11 protein-coding genes and 1 pseudogene are annotated in these 15,161 nt (G+C 69.0%); 8 read left to right on the top strand and 4 right to left on the bottom strand.

The window, feature by feature from the left end; all coding sequences use genetic code 11:
* Positions 1-5 precede the first annotated feature (5 nt).
* The 3 genes from SSMG_RS32920 (at position 6) to SSMG_RS32910 (ending at position 5,284) form a co-directional block, all read left to right on the top strand.
* Positions 6-2,576 carry an FtsX-like permease family protein gene (locus SSMG_RS32920; RefSeq protein ID WP_078561171.1) on the top strand — a complete coding sequence of 857 codons (2,571 nt, stop codon included), beginning with the start codon at positions 6-8 and terminating at the stop codon, positions 2,574-2,576.
* A gap of 7 nt (positions 2,577-2,583) precedes the next feature.
* On the top strand, positions 2,584-4,149 hold the full coding sequence (locus SSMG_RS32915) for an amidase (protein WP_009083274.1): 1,566 nt from the start codon (positions 2,584-2,586) through the stop codon (positions 4,147-4,149).
* 280 nt (positions 4,150-4,429) lie between these two features.
* The gene (locus SSMG_RS32910; protein WP_037715631.1) at positions 4,430-5,284 is read left to right on the top strand and encodes a trypsin-like serine protease; all 855 of its coding nucleotides are present in this window, start codon (positions 4,430-4,432) and stop codon (positions 5,282-5,284) included.
* Between the two features lie 4 nt (positions 5,285-5,288).
* On the opposite strand, the gene SSMG_RS32905 is transcribed toward SSMG_RS32910, so the two are convergent.
* A complete protein-coding gene (locus SSMG_RS32905) occupies positions 5,289-6,029 on the bottom strand; it encodes an IclR family transcriptional regulator (protein ID WP_009083271.1) in 741 nt (246 codons plus the stop codon).
* Positions 6,030-6,149: 120 nt separating this feature from the next.
* Between SSMG_RS32905 and SSMG_RS32900 the strand changes: the two genes are divergently transcribed.
* Complete coding sequence (locus tag SSMG_RS32900; protein ID WP_037715630.1) at positions 6,150-7,427, top strand: MFS transporter; 1,278 nt, start codon at positions 6,150-6,152, stop codon at positions 7,425-7,427.
* Positions 7,424-8,317, top strand: a complete 894-nt coding sequence (locus SSMG_RS32895) for a 2-hydroxyacid dehydrogenase (protein ID WP_009083267.1) — start codon at positions 7,424-7,426, stop codon at positions 8,315-8,317. Before SSMG_RS32900 ends, SSMG_RS32895 begins: the two co-directional genes overlap by 4 nt.
* On the opposite strand, the gene SSMG_RS32890 is transcribed toward SSMG_RS32895, so the two are convergent.
* Positions 8,310-9,128, bottom strand: coding sequence for a TIGR02569 family protein (locus SSMG_RS32890; RefSeq protein ID WP_009083266.1), 819 nt, complete (start codon positions 9,126-9,128; stop codon positions 8,310-8,312). The genes SSMG_RS32895 and SSMG_RS32890 overlap by 8 nt on opposite strands.
* A 257-nt stretch (positions 9,129-9,385) precedes the next feature.
* On the opposite strand from SSMG_RS32890, the gene SSMG_RS32885 reads away from it, so the two are divergent.
* On the top strand, positions 9,386-10,558 hold the full coding sequence (locus SSMG_RS32885) for a thioester domain-containing protein (RefSeq protein WP_037715628.1): 1,173 nt from the start codon (positions 9,386-9,388) through the stop codon (positions 10,556-10,558).
* A 569-nt stretch (positions 10,559-11,127) separates the two neighbouring features.
* Here SSMG_RS32885 and SSMG_RS32880 read toward each other — a convergent pair.
* Complete coding sequence (locus SSMG_RS32880; RefSeq protein WP_037715625.1) at positions 11,128-12,603, bottom strand: LCP family protein; 1,476 nt, start codon at positions 12,601-12,603, stop codon at positions 11,128-11,130.
* 210 nt (positions 12,604-12,813) lie between these two features.
* Here SSMG_RS32880 and SSMG_RS32875 point away from each other — a divergent pair, with 210 nt between their 5' ends.
* On the top strand, positions 12,814-13,833 hold the full coding sequence (locus tag SSMG_RS32875) for a glycosyltransferase (protein ID WP_009083263.1): 1,020 nt from the start codon (positions 12,814-12,816) through the stop codon (positions 13,831-13,833).
* Positions 13,830-14,579, top strand: a complete 750-nt coding sequence (locus SSMG_RS43995; protein WP_009083262.1) for a polysaccharide deacetylase family protein — start codon at positions 13,830-13,832, stop codon at positions 14,577-14,579. The genes SSMG_RS32875 and SSMG_RS43995 overlap by 4 nt, the downstream gene beginning before the upstream one ends.
* Before the next feature lie 306 nt (positions 14,580-14,885).
* On the opposite strand, the pseudogene SSMG_RS47385 reads toward SSMG_RS43995, so the two are convergent.
* A pseudogene (locus SSMG_RS47385) lies at positions 14,886-15,047 on the bottom strand (M48 family metalloprotease); the annotation flags it as partial.
* Between the last annotated feature and the right edge of the window lie 114 nt (positions 15,048-15,161).

The raw sequence follows: 15,161 nt of genomic DNA, 5'->3' as shown, positions 1-15,161 counted from the left end.
CCGCCATGTGGTCGTTGGCTTGGCAGACGACGAAGGCCCGGCTGAGCGGGTTCGTCGGCGCGTTCATCGCGATTCTCTGCGGCACCGCGCTCGTCGCGGGCTGCGGCATTCTCATGGAATCCGGCCTGCGCGCCGGGGTCCCGACCCAGCGGTACGCCGACGCGGCCGTGGTGGTCGGCGGGGTGCAGACGACGAAACCGCCGGGCGCGGATTTCGGCGAGTCCGAGCAGGTCACCGAGCAGACGACGGTGCCCGAGACGTTGGTCAAGCGGATCGCCGAGGTGCCGGGGGTGCGCCAGGCGGTGCCGGAGCAGGACTTCCCGGCGAACGTCGTGACGGCCGGCGGCAAGGTGCTCACCGGCCCGAACGGCACGCAGTCGCGCGGACACAACTGGGACGCGGCCGTGCTGGCCCCGTTCACCCTCCGCGAAGGCCACGCGCCCGAAGCGGCGAACGAGGTCGTCCTCGACGCGGAACTGGCGGCGCGCGGCGGCGTTTCGGTCGGCAGCACGGTGCGGATCTCGACCCGCTCCACGCCGATGGAGTTCCTGGTCACCGGCATCGCCGCGGCGAAATCCGGCAACGGGCTGACCCGGCAGTCGGCGTTGTTCTTCTCCGCCGCGCGCGCCGCGGATCTCGCCGGAAAGCCCGGCCAGGTGCACGCGGTCGGCGTGCTCGCCGCACCCGGAGTGCCGGCGGGCGAGCTGGAAGACCGCATCGGCGCGGCGGTCAAGGGCGAACCGGTCACCGTGACCACCGGGATGGGCCGCAGCACGGTCGAATTCCTCGACGTGAGCCAAACCCGGGTAATGCTGTTCGCGCTCGCCGGTTCCTTCGGCGGGTTCGCCATCCTGGTCGCGGTGTTCGTCGTGTCGAGCACGCTGGCGCTGGTGATCAACCAGCGGCGGCGGGAATTCGCGCTGCTGCGGGCGATCGCGGCCACGCCGAAGCAGATCCGCAAGCTGATCAGCGCCGAAACCATGCTGGTCGCGACCCTCGCCGGAGTGCTCGGCGCGGGACTGGGCGTGGCCGTCGGCTACGGATTGCGCAACGCGTTCGCCGGGATCGGCGTGATTCCGCCGGACTTCGGTCTCGCGATCGGCCCGCTCCCGCTCGTCGTCGCGTTCCTGCTCGGCATGGGCGCGGCGCGGCTGGCGGCGTGGTCGGCGGCCCGGCGTCCGTCGTCGATCCGCCCGATCGAAGCGCTCGGCGAGGCGGCTGTCGAACGCCGCGAACTCGGCCGGAGCCGGGTCCTGATCGGCTGGCTGCTGGTGGTGCTCGGCTTCGGCGGCGCGACCGTCCCGATGTACGTGACCGGCCCGGGTGCGCTGGCCGCCTCCTCGATGTCCGCGCTGGTGGTCGTGATCGGGCTCTCGGTGCTCGGGCCGAAGGTGGTCGCCTTCATGACCCGGATCATCGCCCCGGTCTACTCCGGCGTCTCGCGGATCAGCGGCTACCTGGCCGCCGCGAACAGCCAGGCCAACGCCCGGCGCCTCGCGTCGGCGGTGACCCCGGTGATGCTCGCGGTCGCGTTCGCGATCTCGATGTTCTACAGCCAGACGTCGTCCGCCGCGGCCCAGCAAGAGCAGGCCGTCCGGTCGACCACCGCGGACCACGTCCTCACGAGCACCACCGGCGCCCTGTCCCCGGAAGTCGCCGCGGCGGCGCGGGCGATTCCCGGCGTCGTGGCGGCGACCTCGGTGATCCGCACCGACGTCGTCACGACGGTCCAGGAGGACAAGCGGCTGCGCGTCATGAAGTACCCGGCGCAGGGATTGGACGGCGACCAGGTCCGCGGCGTGCTCGACCTCGGCGTCGTGTCCGGGAATCTGGCCGACCTGCGCGGCGGCGCCGTCGCGATGAGCAAGGGCGAGGCCGATTGGTACGACAAGAAAATCGGCGACGAGGTCGACTTCTGGTTCGCCGACGGCCGTCCCGCGAAGGTGAAACTGGTCGCGGTCTATACGCACAACCAGGCCTTCGGCGAGTACGTGCTGCCCTCCGAACTGGCTCGCGCGCACACCGGCGACCGGATGGACAATTCCGTTCTGGTGCGCCAAGACCCGAAGGCCGATCCGGCCGCGGTGACCGCCGCCCTGCGCGACCTCAGCGCGCGTTACCCCGGCCTCACCGTGACGCCCGGTTCCACGTTTTCCGCGGTGGAAAGCGCTTCGGGACAACAGCAGTTCTATCTGAACCTCGTCGCGGTCGGCGTGATCCTCGGCTACGTGGTGATTTCGGTGGCCAACACGCTGGTGATGACCACCGCGCAGCGGTCGCGGGAGTTCGCGCTGCTGCGGTTGATCGGCACCACGCGCGGCCAGGTCGTGCGGATGATGCGCCTGGAAGCCTTGACGACCGCTGGTATCGCGGCCTTGCTCGGCACCGTGGTGGCAGCGATTCCGTTGGTACTGCTCAATCTTTCCCTGCGCGACACTCCGCTGCCGTCCGGAACGCCCGCGGTGTTCGGCGGAATCATCGCCGGAGCATTCCTGCTCAGCCTGGTCTCGCTCGGTCTGTCCACTCGGGTCACCTTGCACGCCAAGCCCATGGACGCCATCGGCCTTCGCGAATAGGAACTCCATGCGCACCTCGCTGAAACGGCTTTCGGCGGCAGTCCTCACCGCGGCGGGCCTGTTCGTGCCCGCCGCGGCGGACGCCTCGCCGTCTCGATTCCTCGACCGAACCACGATTCCCGACCTGCAGCGCGCCATGGACCACCGGCAGCTGACGGCGGAACAACTGACCCGGGGCTACCTGCGCCGGATCGAAGAGCTGAACCCCAAGCTGCACGCCGTCGTGCAAACCAATCCCGACGCGCTGGCGGCGGCCAAGGAAAGCGACACCCGCCGCCGCGCCCATTCCTCCCGCAGTGCGTTGGAAGGAATTCCGGTACTGCTGAAGGAAAACATCGACACCGCGGACCGGCAAACCACCACCGCCGGGTCGACCGCGATGCTCGGTTCGCGTCCGGCCAAGGACGCGTTCCTGGTCCAGCGCCTGCGCGCCGCCGGTGCGATCGTGCTCGGCAAAGCGAACCTGTCGGAATGGTCGAACTTCCGCTCGGACGCACAGATCCCCGGCTGGAGCGGAGTCGCGGGCCAGACCCGCAATCCGTACGCGCTGGACCGCAGCCCATGCGGTTCGTCAAGCGGCTCCGCGGTCGCCGCGGCGGCCGGTCTCGCGACGGTCGCCATCGGCACCGAGACCGACGGTTCGATCGTGTGCCCGGCGGCCGCGACCTCGACGGTCGGCGTGAAGACCAGCCTCGGCGTGGTGAGCCGCAGCGGTGTCGTGCCGATCACCGCTCAGCACGACACTCCCGGTCCGATCGCGCGCAACGTCACCGACGCCGCGCTCACCCTCTCCGTACTAGCCGGTGCCGACCCAGCGGACCCCGCCTCGGTCGCCGCCGAGGCAGCGATTCCGAAGGACCTGCGCTTGGACCGAAACGCCTTGCGCGGCCAGCGAATCGGTATCTGGCGTAAGGGTCACACCGGCATCGACGAGCAAGCCGATCGCGTCTTCGAGTCCACAGTGCACACTCTGCGCTCGCTGGGCGTGACGGTCGTTGACGGGGCCGACGTCGAGGACATCTCCTGGTCAGTCACCCCGGATCTCCTCCCCGCGTTGCTGACCGAGTGCAAGCATGACCTGAACGCCTACCTGGCCGTGACCCCCGGCGACCATCCGCGGAATCTGTCCGAGCTGATCGCCTACAACGACCAGCACCGCGACGTCGAAATGCCGCTCTTCGACCAAAGCCTGCTGATCGACGCGAACAAGGCCGACGGCATCCTGACCGACCAGACGTACCGCCGCCACCGCGCCGCCGCGACGGGACTCGCGCAACGGTCGATCGACGACGTGTTGGCCGCGAAAGGCCTCGACGCGATCGTCACCCTGAGCGGCTTGCCCGCCTCCCCTCTGGACCGCCCCGGCGACCCGAGGTTCCTGAGCAGCACCCGCAACACGTCCGTCGCGGGCTGCCCGAACATCACGGTGCCAGCCGGATTCGCCGGTCCGCTGCCGGTCGGGATCTCGTTCCTGGGCGCGAAGTACCACGACGCTCAGCTGCTCGCCTTCGCCTACGCGTACGAGCAGGCGTCCCACGCGCGGCAGGCACCCCGGTACCTGCCGCACGCCTAGCCGGGGAGTCGCCGGGAGCCAGGTGTCCCGCTGAACGGGAACAACCGCCACAATCCGGGCCCGGCGGCCGAACGGCCCAGCCGCCAGGCAAAACGCACCCGCGCCGTTAGCATTCCGTGACCAACCGCGGACGTGGCGTATCAGCCGTGTCAGTTTCTACCCTGGTCGCCGGATTAATCGGGCACACTCACTCATTCGGGTTAACAACTTCGCTATCTTGGACCCCGTGGTGAACGCAAAGTCACGCTCCGCTCAGCGGACGAGCCTTCGGCTGGGTGCCGTGGCGGCCGCCACGATCGTGGGGGCCGGGCTCGCCGGGGCCTACGTCGGCCTGCACCGGACCGCCGAGGCCGAGACCGCGAAGCCGGTGTCGAACGTCGCCGTCGCCCGCAGCTCCGGCGGCAACGCGGGCAACGCGAGCAGCACCGTCAGCGGCGGCAAGGCCCAAGCTTCGACGGCGCCGCCCGCGTTGCCCGACCACCCGACGCCGTTCAGCGTCAAACTGTCCGCAAAGGACATTCCGGAGAAGGGCGGCGGCGTCCGCACCGGCGGCTGCAGCGGTTCGCTGATCGCCCCGCAGTGGGTCATCACCGCGGGCCACTGCTTCCACGACCTCGACGGCACGCGCGTCAGCGGCAAACCCGACTACACGATGACCGCCGCGATCGGGAAGCTCACCGATTCCGACCCGCGCGGGCACGTGCTGAAGATCGTGGACACGCGCCAGTCCGCGGTCAACGACCTCGCGCTCGCCAAACTCTCCGAGCCGGTCACCGACATCGAACCGCTCGCGCTGCCGGACGGCCCGCCGGATCCGGGCCAGCACACGACGTTCGTCGGCTGGGGTTCGCTGTCCTCGAAGGTCATCGTGCAGACCGACCACCTCAAACGCGGCGACTTCCAGGTCGACGAGGTGCGCAAGAACGAGATCACCCTCGAACCGCTGAAGAAGCGCACCGTCGAGAACAGCCCCTGCCCGGACGACTCGGGTTCGCCGTTTTTCGTGCCGGTGAAGGGAAAGAACACGCTGATCGCGGTCGAGAACTTCGGCCCGGACTGTCCGCAGCCCGGCCTCGAAACCGCGGCGCGCGTGGACCAGCTCGTCTCGTGGATCCGGGAGCAGATCGGCGCGTAAGCGCTCACCGGGGCAGCACTGCCGCCAGTTCCCGTGCCGCAGCACGCAAAGCGGGCACGAATTCCTCCAGCTGAGCCACCGTCAGCCGATAAGCCGGTGCCGCGGTGGACAACGCGGCGATGGCGGTCCCGTCCGGAGTCCGGATCGGCACGCCGACCGCGCGGATGCCTTCCTCGTGCTCCTCGTCGGCGATCGCGAAACCCCGTTCGCGCACCGCCGCGATCTCCGCCGCGAACGCCTCCCGCGAGGTGATCGTGCGCGGGCCCAGCGCAGGCAGCTCCAGGGAGGCGACCAGCTCGTCCCGGTTCGCCGCGAACGCGATCAGGCATTTGCCCATCGACGTGCAGTGCAGCGGCCCCCGCGCGCCCGGTTCGCCGCGGATCTGCAGCCGCTGCGACCCCTGCACCGAGTGCACGTAGACCTGGTTGTGCCCGTCCAGCACGGCCAGCAGCGTCGGCTCGCCGGTCTCCGCGGACAGCTTCTGCATCACCGGCAGCGCGACCCCGGCGAACCCGCGCGCCTGCGATACCGACTGGCCCAGCTCGAACAGCCGCAACCCCAGCGAATACCGCTTCGAAACCGGGTCGTTGCGCGCGAATCCCTCGCTCTGCAAGGAACTCAGCAGCCGATGCGTCGTGCTCACCGGATACCCGGCGGCCCGCGCCAGTTCGGAGAGCGGCACGCCCTCGGGGTAGCCGCCGAGCAGGGACAGCACCCGCAGAGCCTTGCCGACCATGTCCGCCATCGGACCCCCTTGACGTCCCGCGCGCGGCGACGCACACTGCCTCTCACCGCATTGCGGAATAGCTTTCCAGATGACGGAAAGCGCGTCAAGGACTTGGGTCAGCGGCGACAGGAGTACCGGATGAACACCGTCGAGCAGGCGGGCACGCTCGGGAGGCAGCGCTGGCTGCGGTTGATCCCGATCGTCTTCGTCACCTACAGCCTCGCCTACCTCGACCGGTCGAACTTCTCGATCGCGACCGCGGGCGGCATGGCCGAGGAACTGCACCTCACGAGCACGACGTCCGGCCTGATCGCCGCGTCGTTCTTCCTCGGCTACTTCCTGCTGCAGGTCCCCGGCGTGCTCTACGCCGACCGCCGCAGCGTGCGGAGCCTGATCTTCTGGTCGGTGCTCGCGTGGGGCGTCCTGGCGACCGCGCAGGGCCTGCTCAGCTCGGTGCCGGTGCTGATCGTGGTCCGGTTCCTGCTCGGCGCGGTGGAAGCGGCGGTGCTGCCCGCGCTCGTGGTGCTGCTCGCGCGGTGGTTCACGAAGGCCGAACGCGGCCGGGCCAACGCTTTCCTGATCCTCGGCAACCCGGTCACGGTGATGTGGCTGTCGGCGGCGTCCGGGTATTTGATCGAGGCGACGTCCTGGCGCGGCATGTTCGTCATCGAGGGAATCCCGGCGCTCATCTGGGCTTTCGTGTTCCGCGCGCAGGTCCGCGACCGGCCCGCCGACACGCCGTGGCTCGACCCGGCCGGTCGCGACGCGGTCGAACGCGCGATCGCCGCGGAACAGGCGCAGCTGCCGGAACCGGCCGAGCGTCCGGTGCGCGAAGTGCTGCGGTCCAAGGCGGTTCTGCTGCTGGCGGCGCAGTATCTGTTGTGGAGCATCGGGGTTTACGGCTTCGTGTTCTGGCTGCCGTCGATCGTCAAGGCGGGTTCGTCGGCCGGGATCGGCGCGACCGGGTTGCTGTCGGCGATTCCGTACGCGTTCGCGGTGGTGGCGATGCTGCTCAACTCGCGCGGTTCGGACCGGTCCGGAGCGCGGCGGCGGTTCGTGTGGCCGTGGCTGCTGGCCGGCGCGGTCGCGTTCTACGGTTCGTACCTCTTGGGCAAGCAGCACTTCTGGTGGGCGTTCGTGCTGCTTGCGGTCGCCGCGGTGGCGTTGTACGCGCCGTACGGCCCGTTCTTCGCGATGATTTCCGAACTCCTGCCGCAGCGGACCGCCGGGGTGGCGGTGGCCGTGGTCAACGCCGCGGGCGCGCTCGGCGGGTTCCTCGGGACCTACCTGGTCGGCTGGCTCGAATCCGTCACCGGCAGCACGGCCGCCGCGTTCTTGATGCTGGCGGGGACAATGGCCGCGGCCGCGGTGCTCGTGCTCGCGGTTCCGGCGAAGACGAAGGAAAGGCGAGCATGACCGCGCGTGTACTGGTGCCCTGGTCCGACATTTCCGTTCCGGCCGAACTGAACGCGGTCGTGTGGGACGGCCGCGGCGCCCCGCCGGACGGCCTCGACGACGTCGAGTTCTACGTCCTGCCCTACGACCAGGGTCCGGCGGCGGCGAAGCTGATCCCCGAACTGCCGTCGCTGCGCGCGGTCCAGACCCTCTCCTCGGGTTACGACAACCTGCTGCCGCTCGTCCCGTCCGGCGTGCGGCTGGCGAACGGACGGGGCCTGCACGACCTCAGCGTCGCCGAGCACGCGCTCGCGCTGATCCTTGCCGCGCAACGGTATTTCCCGCGCTGGTTCGCGCAGGAGCGGACCGGGTCGTGGGACCGGGTGCACACGCGCTCGCTCGCCGACTGCCGCGTCCTGCTGGTCGGCTACGGCTCGATCGGCCGCGCCATCGAGCGGTACCTGGAAGCGGGCGAGGCCGAGGTGGTCCGGGTCGCCAGCACCGCGCGCTCCGGCGTGCACGGCATCGCCGAACTGCCGGAACTCCTGCCGACCGCGGACATCGTCGTCCTCGTCCTGCCCGACACCCCGCAGACGCGCGGCCTCCTCGGCGCCGCGGAACTGGCTCTGCTGCCGGACACCGCGCTGGTCGTCAACGTCGGCCGCGGCACCGCCGTGGACACGGACGCACTCACCGCCGAAGTTTCGGCCGGTCGCCTACGGGCCGCGCTGGACGTCGTAGACCCGGAACCGCTGCCCGCCGACCATCCTCTGTGGACCCTCGACGGCGCGATCATCACCCCGCACATCGCCGGCGGTTCGGATTCGTTCTACCCGCGCGCGAAGCGGCTGGCCGAACGGCAGCTCGCCCACTACGCGAAGGGCGAGCCGCTGGAGAACCTGGTCAACTGAGCACGGCCGCGACCGCGGGCTGGTAAGCGGCGACCTGGCCGGGCGTCCAGTCCTCGGCGACGTCGTGCGTGACGATCCGGTAGATCAGCGCGCGGATCAGCATCTGCCGCCATTCCGGCAGATGCGCCCAGCGCTCGATCAGGCCGGGATCCGCGCCGTACCAGCACAACGCGTCGACGACCGCCACCGCGGCGGCCCAGGACGGCGGTCGCCAGTAGACCGCCCAGTCGATCACCGCGGGCGGCTGTCCCGGCGCGAAGAGGACGTTGCCGGGGAGATCGCCGTGCACCGCCTGCGCGGGCATCTCGACCCGGCGGCGCGCCTCGAACAACGGGCGAAGGAGGTCGCGCGCGGTCGCCGAGCCTTCGGGCGGCAATTCCTCCCAGGCCATCCGGTCGCCGACGGACCAGGGATCGTCGCGGAACTCGAGGAAGTCCGGACGTGGCAGGTGAGCGATCGCCTGATGGAACGCGATCCCGGCCCGAATCGCGTCGTCGGGCCGGGAAGTGTCCGGGCGGCCCGGGACCAGCCGGCTCGCCTCCCAGCCGAGCGGCGGATCACCGGCGGAGGTTCTGTTCCCGGCGATCCATTCTCCGTCGCGAGTCCGAAGCGGACGAGCGATCCGGAACTCCGCGGACTCCGCCACCTCGGCGAGCGCCGCCGCCCGCCACCGCGTTTCCGGAGCGAACTCCACCGGTTTCAGCACCACGTCCCCGGCGCGCCAAGCCTCGCCTTTCCCGCCCTCCATCCGAACCGGCGCACCGGCACAGCCGAACGCGGCCAGCACGTCCGCCGAAGGTTGCTTGTTCAACGTTTACGCCCTTTCTTTCGCGGGTTTCCCCAGCTCCTCGCACACCTACCCAGAGCAACGCAAGAGGAGGAACGACTCCGACTGGTGGTACGGAAGCGCACACGGGGGACCACCCACAGTGCACATGTGCGCCCTGTGTATGCTTCGCCATCGCTTGACTGGGTGGATTCTTCACCCGAATTGGTGGCCGCTGTGGTCGGGGAGATGTTGTCTCACGCGGTCCGTCGTTCGTGGTTCGGGACTTGATGGGAGAAAGCATGCACGGCAGGTCAATGCTGGTCCGGGGAGGGGCCGCGGCGGCGTCCGCGGCAGCGGCGCTCATGATCGCCGCGCCGGTCGCCCTCGCGGATGACAACGCCCCCGCGGCGCGGAGCGGCGCCGCCTCGGGCGAGCTGGTGTCCGGCGGCACGTCGGGCTTCGACGTCAACATCGCCGGCAAGGGCAAGGTCCAGACGACCCTGTTCAACTTCAAGCTGTCCGACGGCGCCCTCTCGAAGATGTACTGCGTGCAGATCGAGGTCGGCGCGCGCTTCGGCGAGCCGATGCTCGAGCACGCCTGGAACGACTACCCCGACGCGAAGTCGCCGTTCCGCAAGAACAACAAGAACATCAACTGGGTGCTGCACCACAGCTTCCCGGCCGAGGACGTCGCGACCCTCGAGAAGACGCTGAGCGACAAGGGCGTCAAGCTCCACGACGGTCTGTCCACGGAGGAAGCGCTGACCGCGACCCAGGCCGCGGTGTGGCACTACAGCGACGGCAAGGATCTCGACGCCAAGAACCCGCTGGCCAACGGTTCCGAGGACGAGGCAGCCGACGTGCTCGCGCTGTACGACTACCTGACCGGCGACGCGAACACCGGTGTCGAGGAGACGAAGCCGGCGCTGAGCATCACCCCCGCCAAGGCAAGCGGCGAAGCGGGCACGAAGATCGGCCCGTTCACCGTCGCGACGACCGGCAGCATCACCGACTTCACGAGCAAGCTCCCCGAGGGCGTGAAGCTGGTCGGTGAAAATGGCGAGGAGATCAAGTCGTCGGCGATCAAGAACGGCACGAAGCTGTTCCTGGACGTCCCGAAGGACGCAAAGCCCGGCACGGCCGAACTCGCGGTGAAGGCCGCGGGCGACGTCAACACGGGCCGCCTGTTCGTGGCGAAGAACTACGCCGACAAGCCGGCGCAGTCGCTGATCGTGGCGCAGTCGCAGAAGAGCAGCGTCCAGGCCGCCGCAACGGGCACCTGGACCGAAACGGGCCCGGTCACCACCGCCCCCGCGACGACCGCCCCCGCGGCCGGCGGCAACAACTCGGGCCAGACCCCGCTGGCGAACACCGGCGTGAACGCCGCGCTCCCCATCGGAATCGGTGCCGCCCTGGTAATCGCAGGCGGCGCAATGATGCTGGTGGTCCGCCGCCGGCGCAGCAACGCCTGATCGCTGCTTAACCCAATAACAAACGGGCCGGTCCGCGAGGACCGGCCCGTTTTGCATTCCCTCGCGATCCTCCGCCGTCCGTGAGGGCCACCTTCACGGACCCTGAGTCCCTCAGGGTTCCCCTCACGACCCCTCTGTCGGACGTGAAGGGCTCCTTGAGGGAATTAGATTCCCTCAAGGAGCCCTTCACGGACCGCTCCCCGCCGACCCCGCCGAGATCTCCCCAATGTGGCATTGGGTGCGTCTGACGCACCGAACGCCACATTGGGTGCGTCCCATGCACCCAATGCCACATTGGGGCGCTACCCGCTACCCGCTACCCGGACGCCGCCCCACTCAAAGCAACCACGCACCCAAGCCGCGCAACAAACCGCCGCCAGTGCACCCAAACACCGGGGGCACCCACTCCCTCCCCCATCCCCGATACGAAGCCTCTCTGCGGTTCGGGGGTGCTTGTCAAGGCATCTTTCCCGCCTTGACAAGCACCCCCGAACCGTCAGCACAATCAAACTTCGGGGTGCCCCACGCAACCCACAACCAGCAATGTCGCCCCCCAGGGCGACGAGCAGTCAGTTAACGCAAGTAACCCCATCAGCCGTAATCTCGGGAGCACCCCCAGCAGGAGGCCCCATAACCACCGGAGCAGCAGCCGGACGAACCGAAGAATCATCCGAATACTTCTGCCCCAAATAAACCCGAAAATGATCCTTCTCCAACGAAGAATCCGAAGCTACCGCAACCCCGCCAAGCTTCTCCGCAATAGCATCAGCCTGAGAACGCTGCCCATGCCCGTAATAAACAGTAGAAGTCCGCCGAGTAGCACTATTGGAAATAGACCCCCGCTGATACCCGGCAGCAGCAAGCTTGTCAGCAACCCGATTAGCCAACCCATCCACCCCAGACGAGTTGCGCACATCCACCACGTAAGACGCCAGCGCAGGATCCCCACCAGACGACGACGGCGGCGGCGCAGAAGCAGAAGAAGACGGCGAAGAAGGACCCCCACCAGTCTGCTCCCGAACAAACCGCTGCACCTGCTGCGGATCCACCTGCACCGCATCCCCGTCATTGGGCGTCTTCAACGTAATACTAACCACCGGCACAGTGACGAAATTGATACTCCCAGCACTCATCCCATGCAGCTGCTGAGCAAACGCCAACAAATCCCAGTTAGTATCAACAATAACAGCCTTCTTAACCGCCCCAATCAACGCATCCAGCTTACTGGGATCCGTCAACGTCCCAGCGGAAAGAATAGTCTTGGCCATGGAAGCCATGAAAACCTGCTGCCGCTTGATCCGATCCAGATCCCCGTTAGGCAACCCATGCCGCTGTCGAACAAACTGCAACGCCTGCGCCCCGGACACATTCTGCGGCCCAGCGCCAAAATTAGCCCCAGAATAAGAATCCTTCACGGGGGCCTTAAGGCAAACCGGCACGCCGCCCACAGCCTGGCTGACATAATAAAACCCAGCAAGATTAACCGCCGCATAATGCGTGATCTTCAGCCCGGTCAACTGCTGCACAGTCTCAATAGCAGTCTTGGCCCCAGCCTGCGCCGAATCAGTCTCCAGCTGCGCCCCAGACTCGCCAGCGGCCTTCAACTCGGCCTTCCGCGCCATCTGCCCATAGGTATAAGCCGAGTTGATCTTATGCTTCCCGAACTTCCCGGCAAGCTGGACATAAGAGTCACGCGGGATCGAAATGGCCGTCGCTTGCCCGCCCCCGGCCGGAATGTGCACGACGATCATCGTGTCGGTCGTGTCGCCGCCGTCCTCCGCGCCGCCCGCGTGCAGCTGGTCGAGCACGTCCTCGGGCAGCGGATTGCCCTCCGCGTCGGTGCGCGTGTCCAGGCCGACCATCAGGATGTTCTGCTCGTCCATCGGCGAGTTCGAGCCGGAGCCGATCACATCGGACCTGGTCAGGCCGTCGGTGATCTGGTTCAGCTTCGACCACGCGAACGCGGTGCCGCCGAGGACCAGCAGCGAAACTACGGCCAGGAGCACCTGGGCGACGCGGAGCGCGCTTGAAGTCTTGCGACGCATCGGGGTTCCTCTTCCTGCCACATCCGGTGGTCGAAAGACCCACGGTAGCGGGCGTCTCACCTGGACGGGTTACCGCTTACCCCAATTTGCGGAGACGGCGCCCGGAATGTCGGACAGACGGTGTATCTCCGCGAAGCGGCCCGGCCTCGACTCTCATTCTACAGCGATGTAGTTTTACTACAGCAGTGTAGAAGCAGAGAGAGGTGCCCGATGGCCCGCGTGGTGATCGTGTCCGCCCGGATCGGAGCGGGGCACGACGGTGCCGCCAGGGAACTGGACCGGTGGTTTTCCGGCCGCGGCGCGCAGGTCGTCCGCGCCGATTTCCTGGACCTGCTGCCCGGAAGGCTCGGCGAACTGCTCTGCGGCGCCTACCACCAGCAGCTGAACACGGTCCCGCGCAGCTGGGACTGGCTGCTCAGCGCCCTCGGCACCCCCGCGCTGGCCGGAGCCGCCCGCCGGTTCGCCGGACTCGCCACGCCGCGGCTGCGGGACCTGCTCGCCGAGAACTCCGAAGACACCGACGTCGTCGTATCGACCTACCCGCTCGCCACCCACGCGGTAGCCCGGCTGCGGCGGTCGAAAGAACTGACCGCGCCGCTGGTTGTCTACCTCACCGACCCGTCGGTGCACCGGCTGTGCGTGAGCCCGGACGCGACGCTCACCGTCGCCCCCAACGAAACCGCCGCCCGTCAAGCCCAAGCGCTCGGAGCCGGTCGCACGCTCGTCTCGCGTCCGCTGGTCGCACCCGCCTTCCGGCCCGCCGCCGGGATCACCGAACGGCTGCGGCTCCGGCTCGCCTTCGGCCTTCCGCACGACGGCCCGCTCGCGTTGGTCGTGGCCGGTTCCTGGGGCGTCGGCCAAATCGGACAGACCGCCGACGACCTCCTCGCGACCGGTCTCGTCGAGCCGGTCGTGGTGTGCGGCCGCAACGAAGTGCTGGCCGAAAAACTCCGGAAAACCGGACACCGGCACGTATTCGGTTGGGTCGACCGGATGCCGGAACTGATGCGCGCGTGCGACGTCGTGGTGCAGAACGCGGGCGGGCTGACGACGTCGGAGGCGCTCGCGACCGGCCTGCCAGTGCTGACCTACCGCTGCCTGCCCGGCCACGGCCGAGCCAACGCCGCGGTGCTGCACAACGACGGCATCGTGCCGTGGGTCCACTCGCTCACCGAACTGACCGAGGCGCTCGAGTGGCTGCTGCGCCGACCGGTCAAGGCGGCCGGATGATCCGCGGACTCGCCGCCGCAGCAGTCGCGCACGCGGCGCCAGCCGCGTTGTTCGTCCCGCAGCTGCGAACGCCCAAGCTGGCCGGACGAGGCGACCCCGGCCACGTGGCACTCACCTTCGACGACGGCCCGAACCCGGAGTCCACGCCACAGTTCCTCCGAGCGCTTGAGAAGCTCGACGTCCGCGCGACCTTCTTCGTGCTGGGCCGGGAACTGGCCGCCGCGCCGGAGCTGGGCCGGGAGATCGCCGCGGCCGGACACGAGATCGCGGTCCACGGCTGGGATCACCGCTGCTTCCTGCGCCGCTCCCCGAAGGCCCTGCACGACGACCTGACCCGCACCGTCGACCTGATCGAACTCATCACCGGCACGCGACCCCAGTGGCTGCGCGCGCCGTACGGAGTGTTCAGCGCGAGCGCCTTGGTCTCGGCGCACAGGCTCGGACTTCGGCCCGTTTTGTGGACTACCTGGGGATTCGACTGGACCAGTCGCGCCACTCCGCGCTCGGTCGTGCGCACCGTGTGCCGAAGGCTGAACGGCGGCGGCACGATTCTGCTGCACGACTCCGACGTCGCCGCCGCGCCGGGGGCGTGGCGCTCAGCGCTCGGCGCAGTCCCGGTGCTGGTGTCGGAGTGCCGGGAGCGCGGACTCGCCGTGGGACCCCTGCGCGAGCACGCAAGCGGCGCGCTGCGCGGTCTCGAGTCCGGAGTGGAGGTCGGTCGCCGCGTCGAGCGTGCTGGCCGCTGACCAGGCGCACGCGCCGAGCACCGCCGCCACGGCCACCGCTGCCAACGGGTTCCGCCGCGAATGCGACGACGGGGCGGACAGCAGCGCACGCACCCGTTGCGGCACCGGCCCGCCGGTCGCGGCAAGCGCGAGCGACGGCTGGGACCGGCTGGCCAACGCGGCCTTCGCGACCGCCGTGGCCACCAGCTTCCGGTCGCCGACGCGGTCCGCGGCCGCCTCGTCCGCCCAGCGTTCCAGCGCGAACCGGGCCGCCGCGCCGAGCGGACGCAGCAGTGGATTGACCGTGGTCGAGACCGTCACGATCGCGGCGAAAACGTGGTGCCGCAGCCGCAGATGCGCGCGTTCGTGGGCCAGCAGCGCGCGGCGTTCCGAGGGTTCCAGCGCGGAGAGCATGCCGCTGGACACCGCGATCCGGCCGCCGCCTCCGGCCACCGCGAACGCGACCGGTTCCTCGCCCGGCAACAGCACGAAGCCGGCCTCGCGGGTATGCGTGTTCAGCTCGGCGTGCACCTTCCGATGCCAGCGCACGTACTGCAGCGCCGCACGCGTCAACGCGGCCCCGGCGACGACGAGCGCGACCCC

Source organism: Streptomyces sp. AA4, from assembly GCF_000158875.1.
Taxonomy (GTDB): Bacteria; Actinomycetota; Actinomycetes; order Mycobacteriales; family Pseudonocardiaceae; genus Amycolatopsis.
The sequence above is the reverse complement of the archived record's forward strand: the minus strand, read 5'-3'. Positions and strand labels throughout refer to the sequence as shown.

What these genes read in the sequence shown, in the direction of transcription:
- SSMG_RS32895 (WP_009083267.1), top strand. Translation starts at nt 7,424, where the DNA reads ATGACCGCGCGTGTACTGGTGCCCTGGTCCGACATTTCCGTTCCGGCC.
- SSMG_RS32920 (WP_078561171.1), top strand. Translation starts at nt 6, where the DNA reads ATGTGGTCGTTGGCTTGGCAGACGACGAAGGCCCGGCTGAGCGGGTTC.
- SSMG_RS32875 (WP_009083263.1), top strand. Translation starts at nt 12,814, where the DNA reads ATGGCCCGCGTGGTGATCGTGTCCGCCCGGATCGGAGCGGGGCACGAC.
- SSMG_RS32880 (WP_037715625.1), bottom strand. Translation starts at nt 12,603, where the DNA reads ATGCGTCGCAAGACTTCAAGCGCGCTCCGCGTCGCCCAGGTGCTCCTG.
- SSMG_RS32915 (WP_009083274.1), top strand. Translation starts at nt 2,584, where the DNA reads ATGCGCACCTCGCTGAAACGGCTTTCGGCGGCAGTCCTCACCGCGGCG.
- SSMG_RS32900 (WP_037715630.1), top strand. Translation starts at nt 6,150, where the DNA reads ATGAACACCGTCGAGCAGGCGGGCACGCTCGGGAGGCAGCGCTGGCTG.
- SSMG_RS32905 (WP_009083271.1), bottom strand. Translation starts at nt 6,029, where the DNA reads ATGGCGGACATGGTCGGCAAGGCTCTGCGGGTGCTGTCCCTGCTCGGC.
- SSMG_RS43995 (WP_009083262.1), top strand. Translation starts at nt 13,830, where the DNA reads ATGATCCGCGGACTCGCCGCCGCAGCAGTCGCGCACGCGGCGCCAGCC.
- SSMG_RS32885 (WP_037715628.1), top strand. Translation starts at nt 9,386, where the DNA reads ATGCACGGCAGGTCAATGCTGGTCCGGGGAGGGGCCGCGGCGGCGTCC.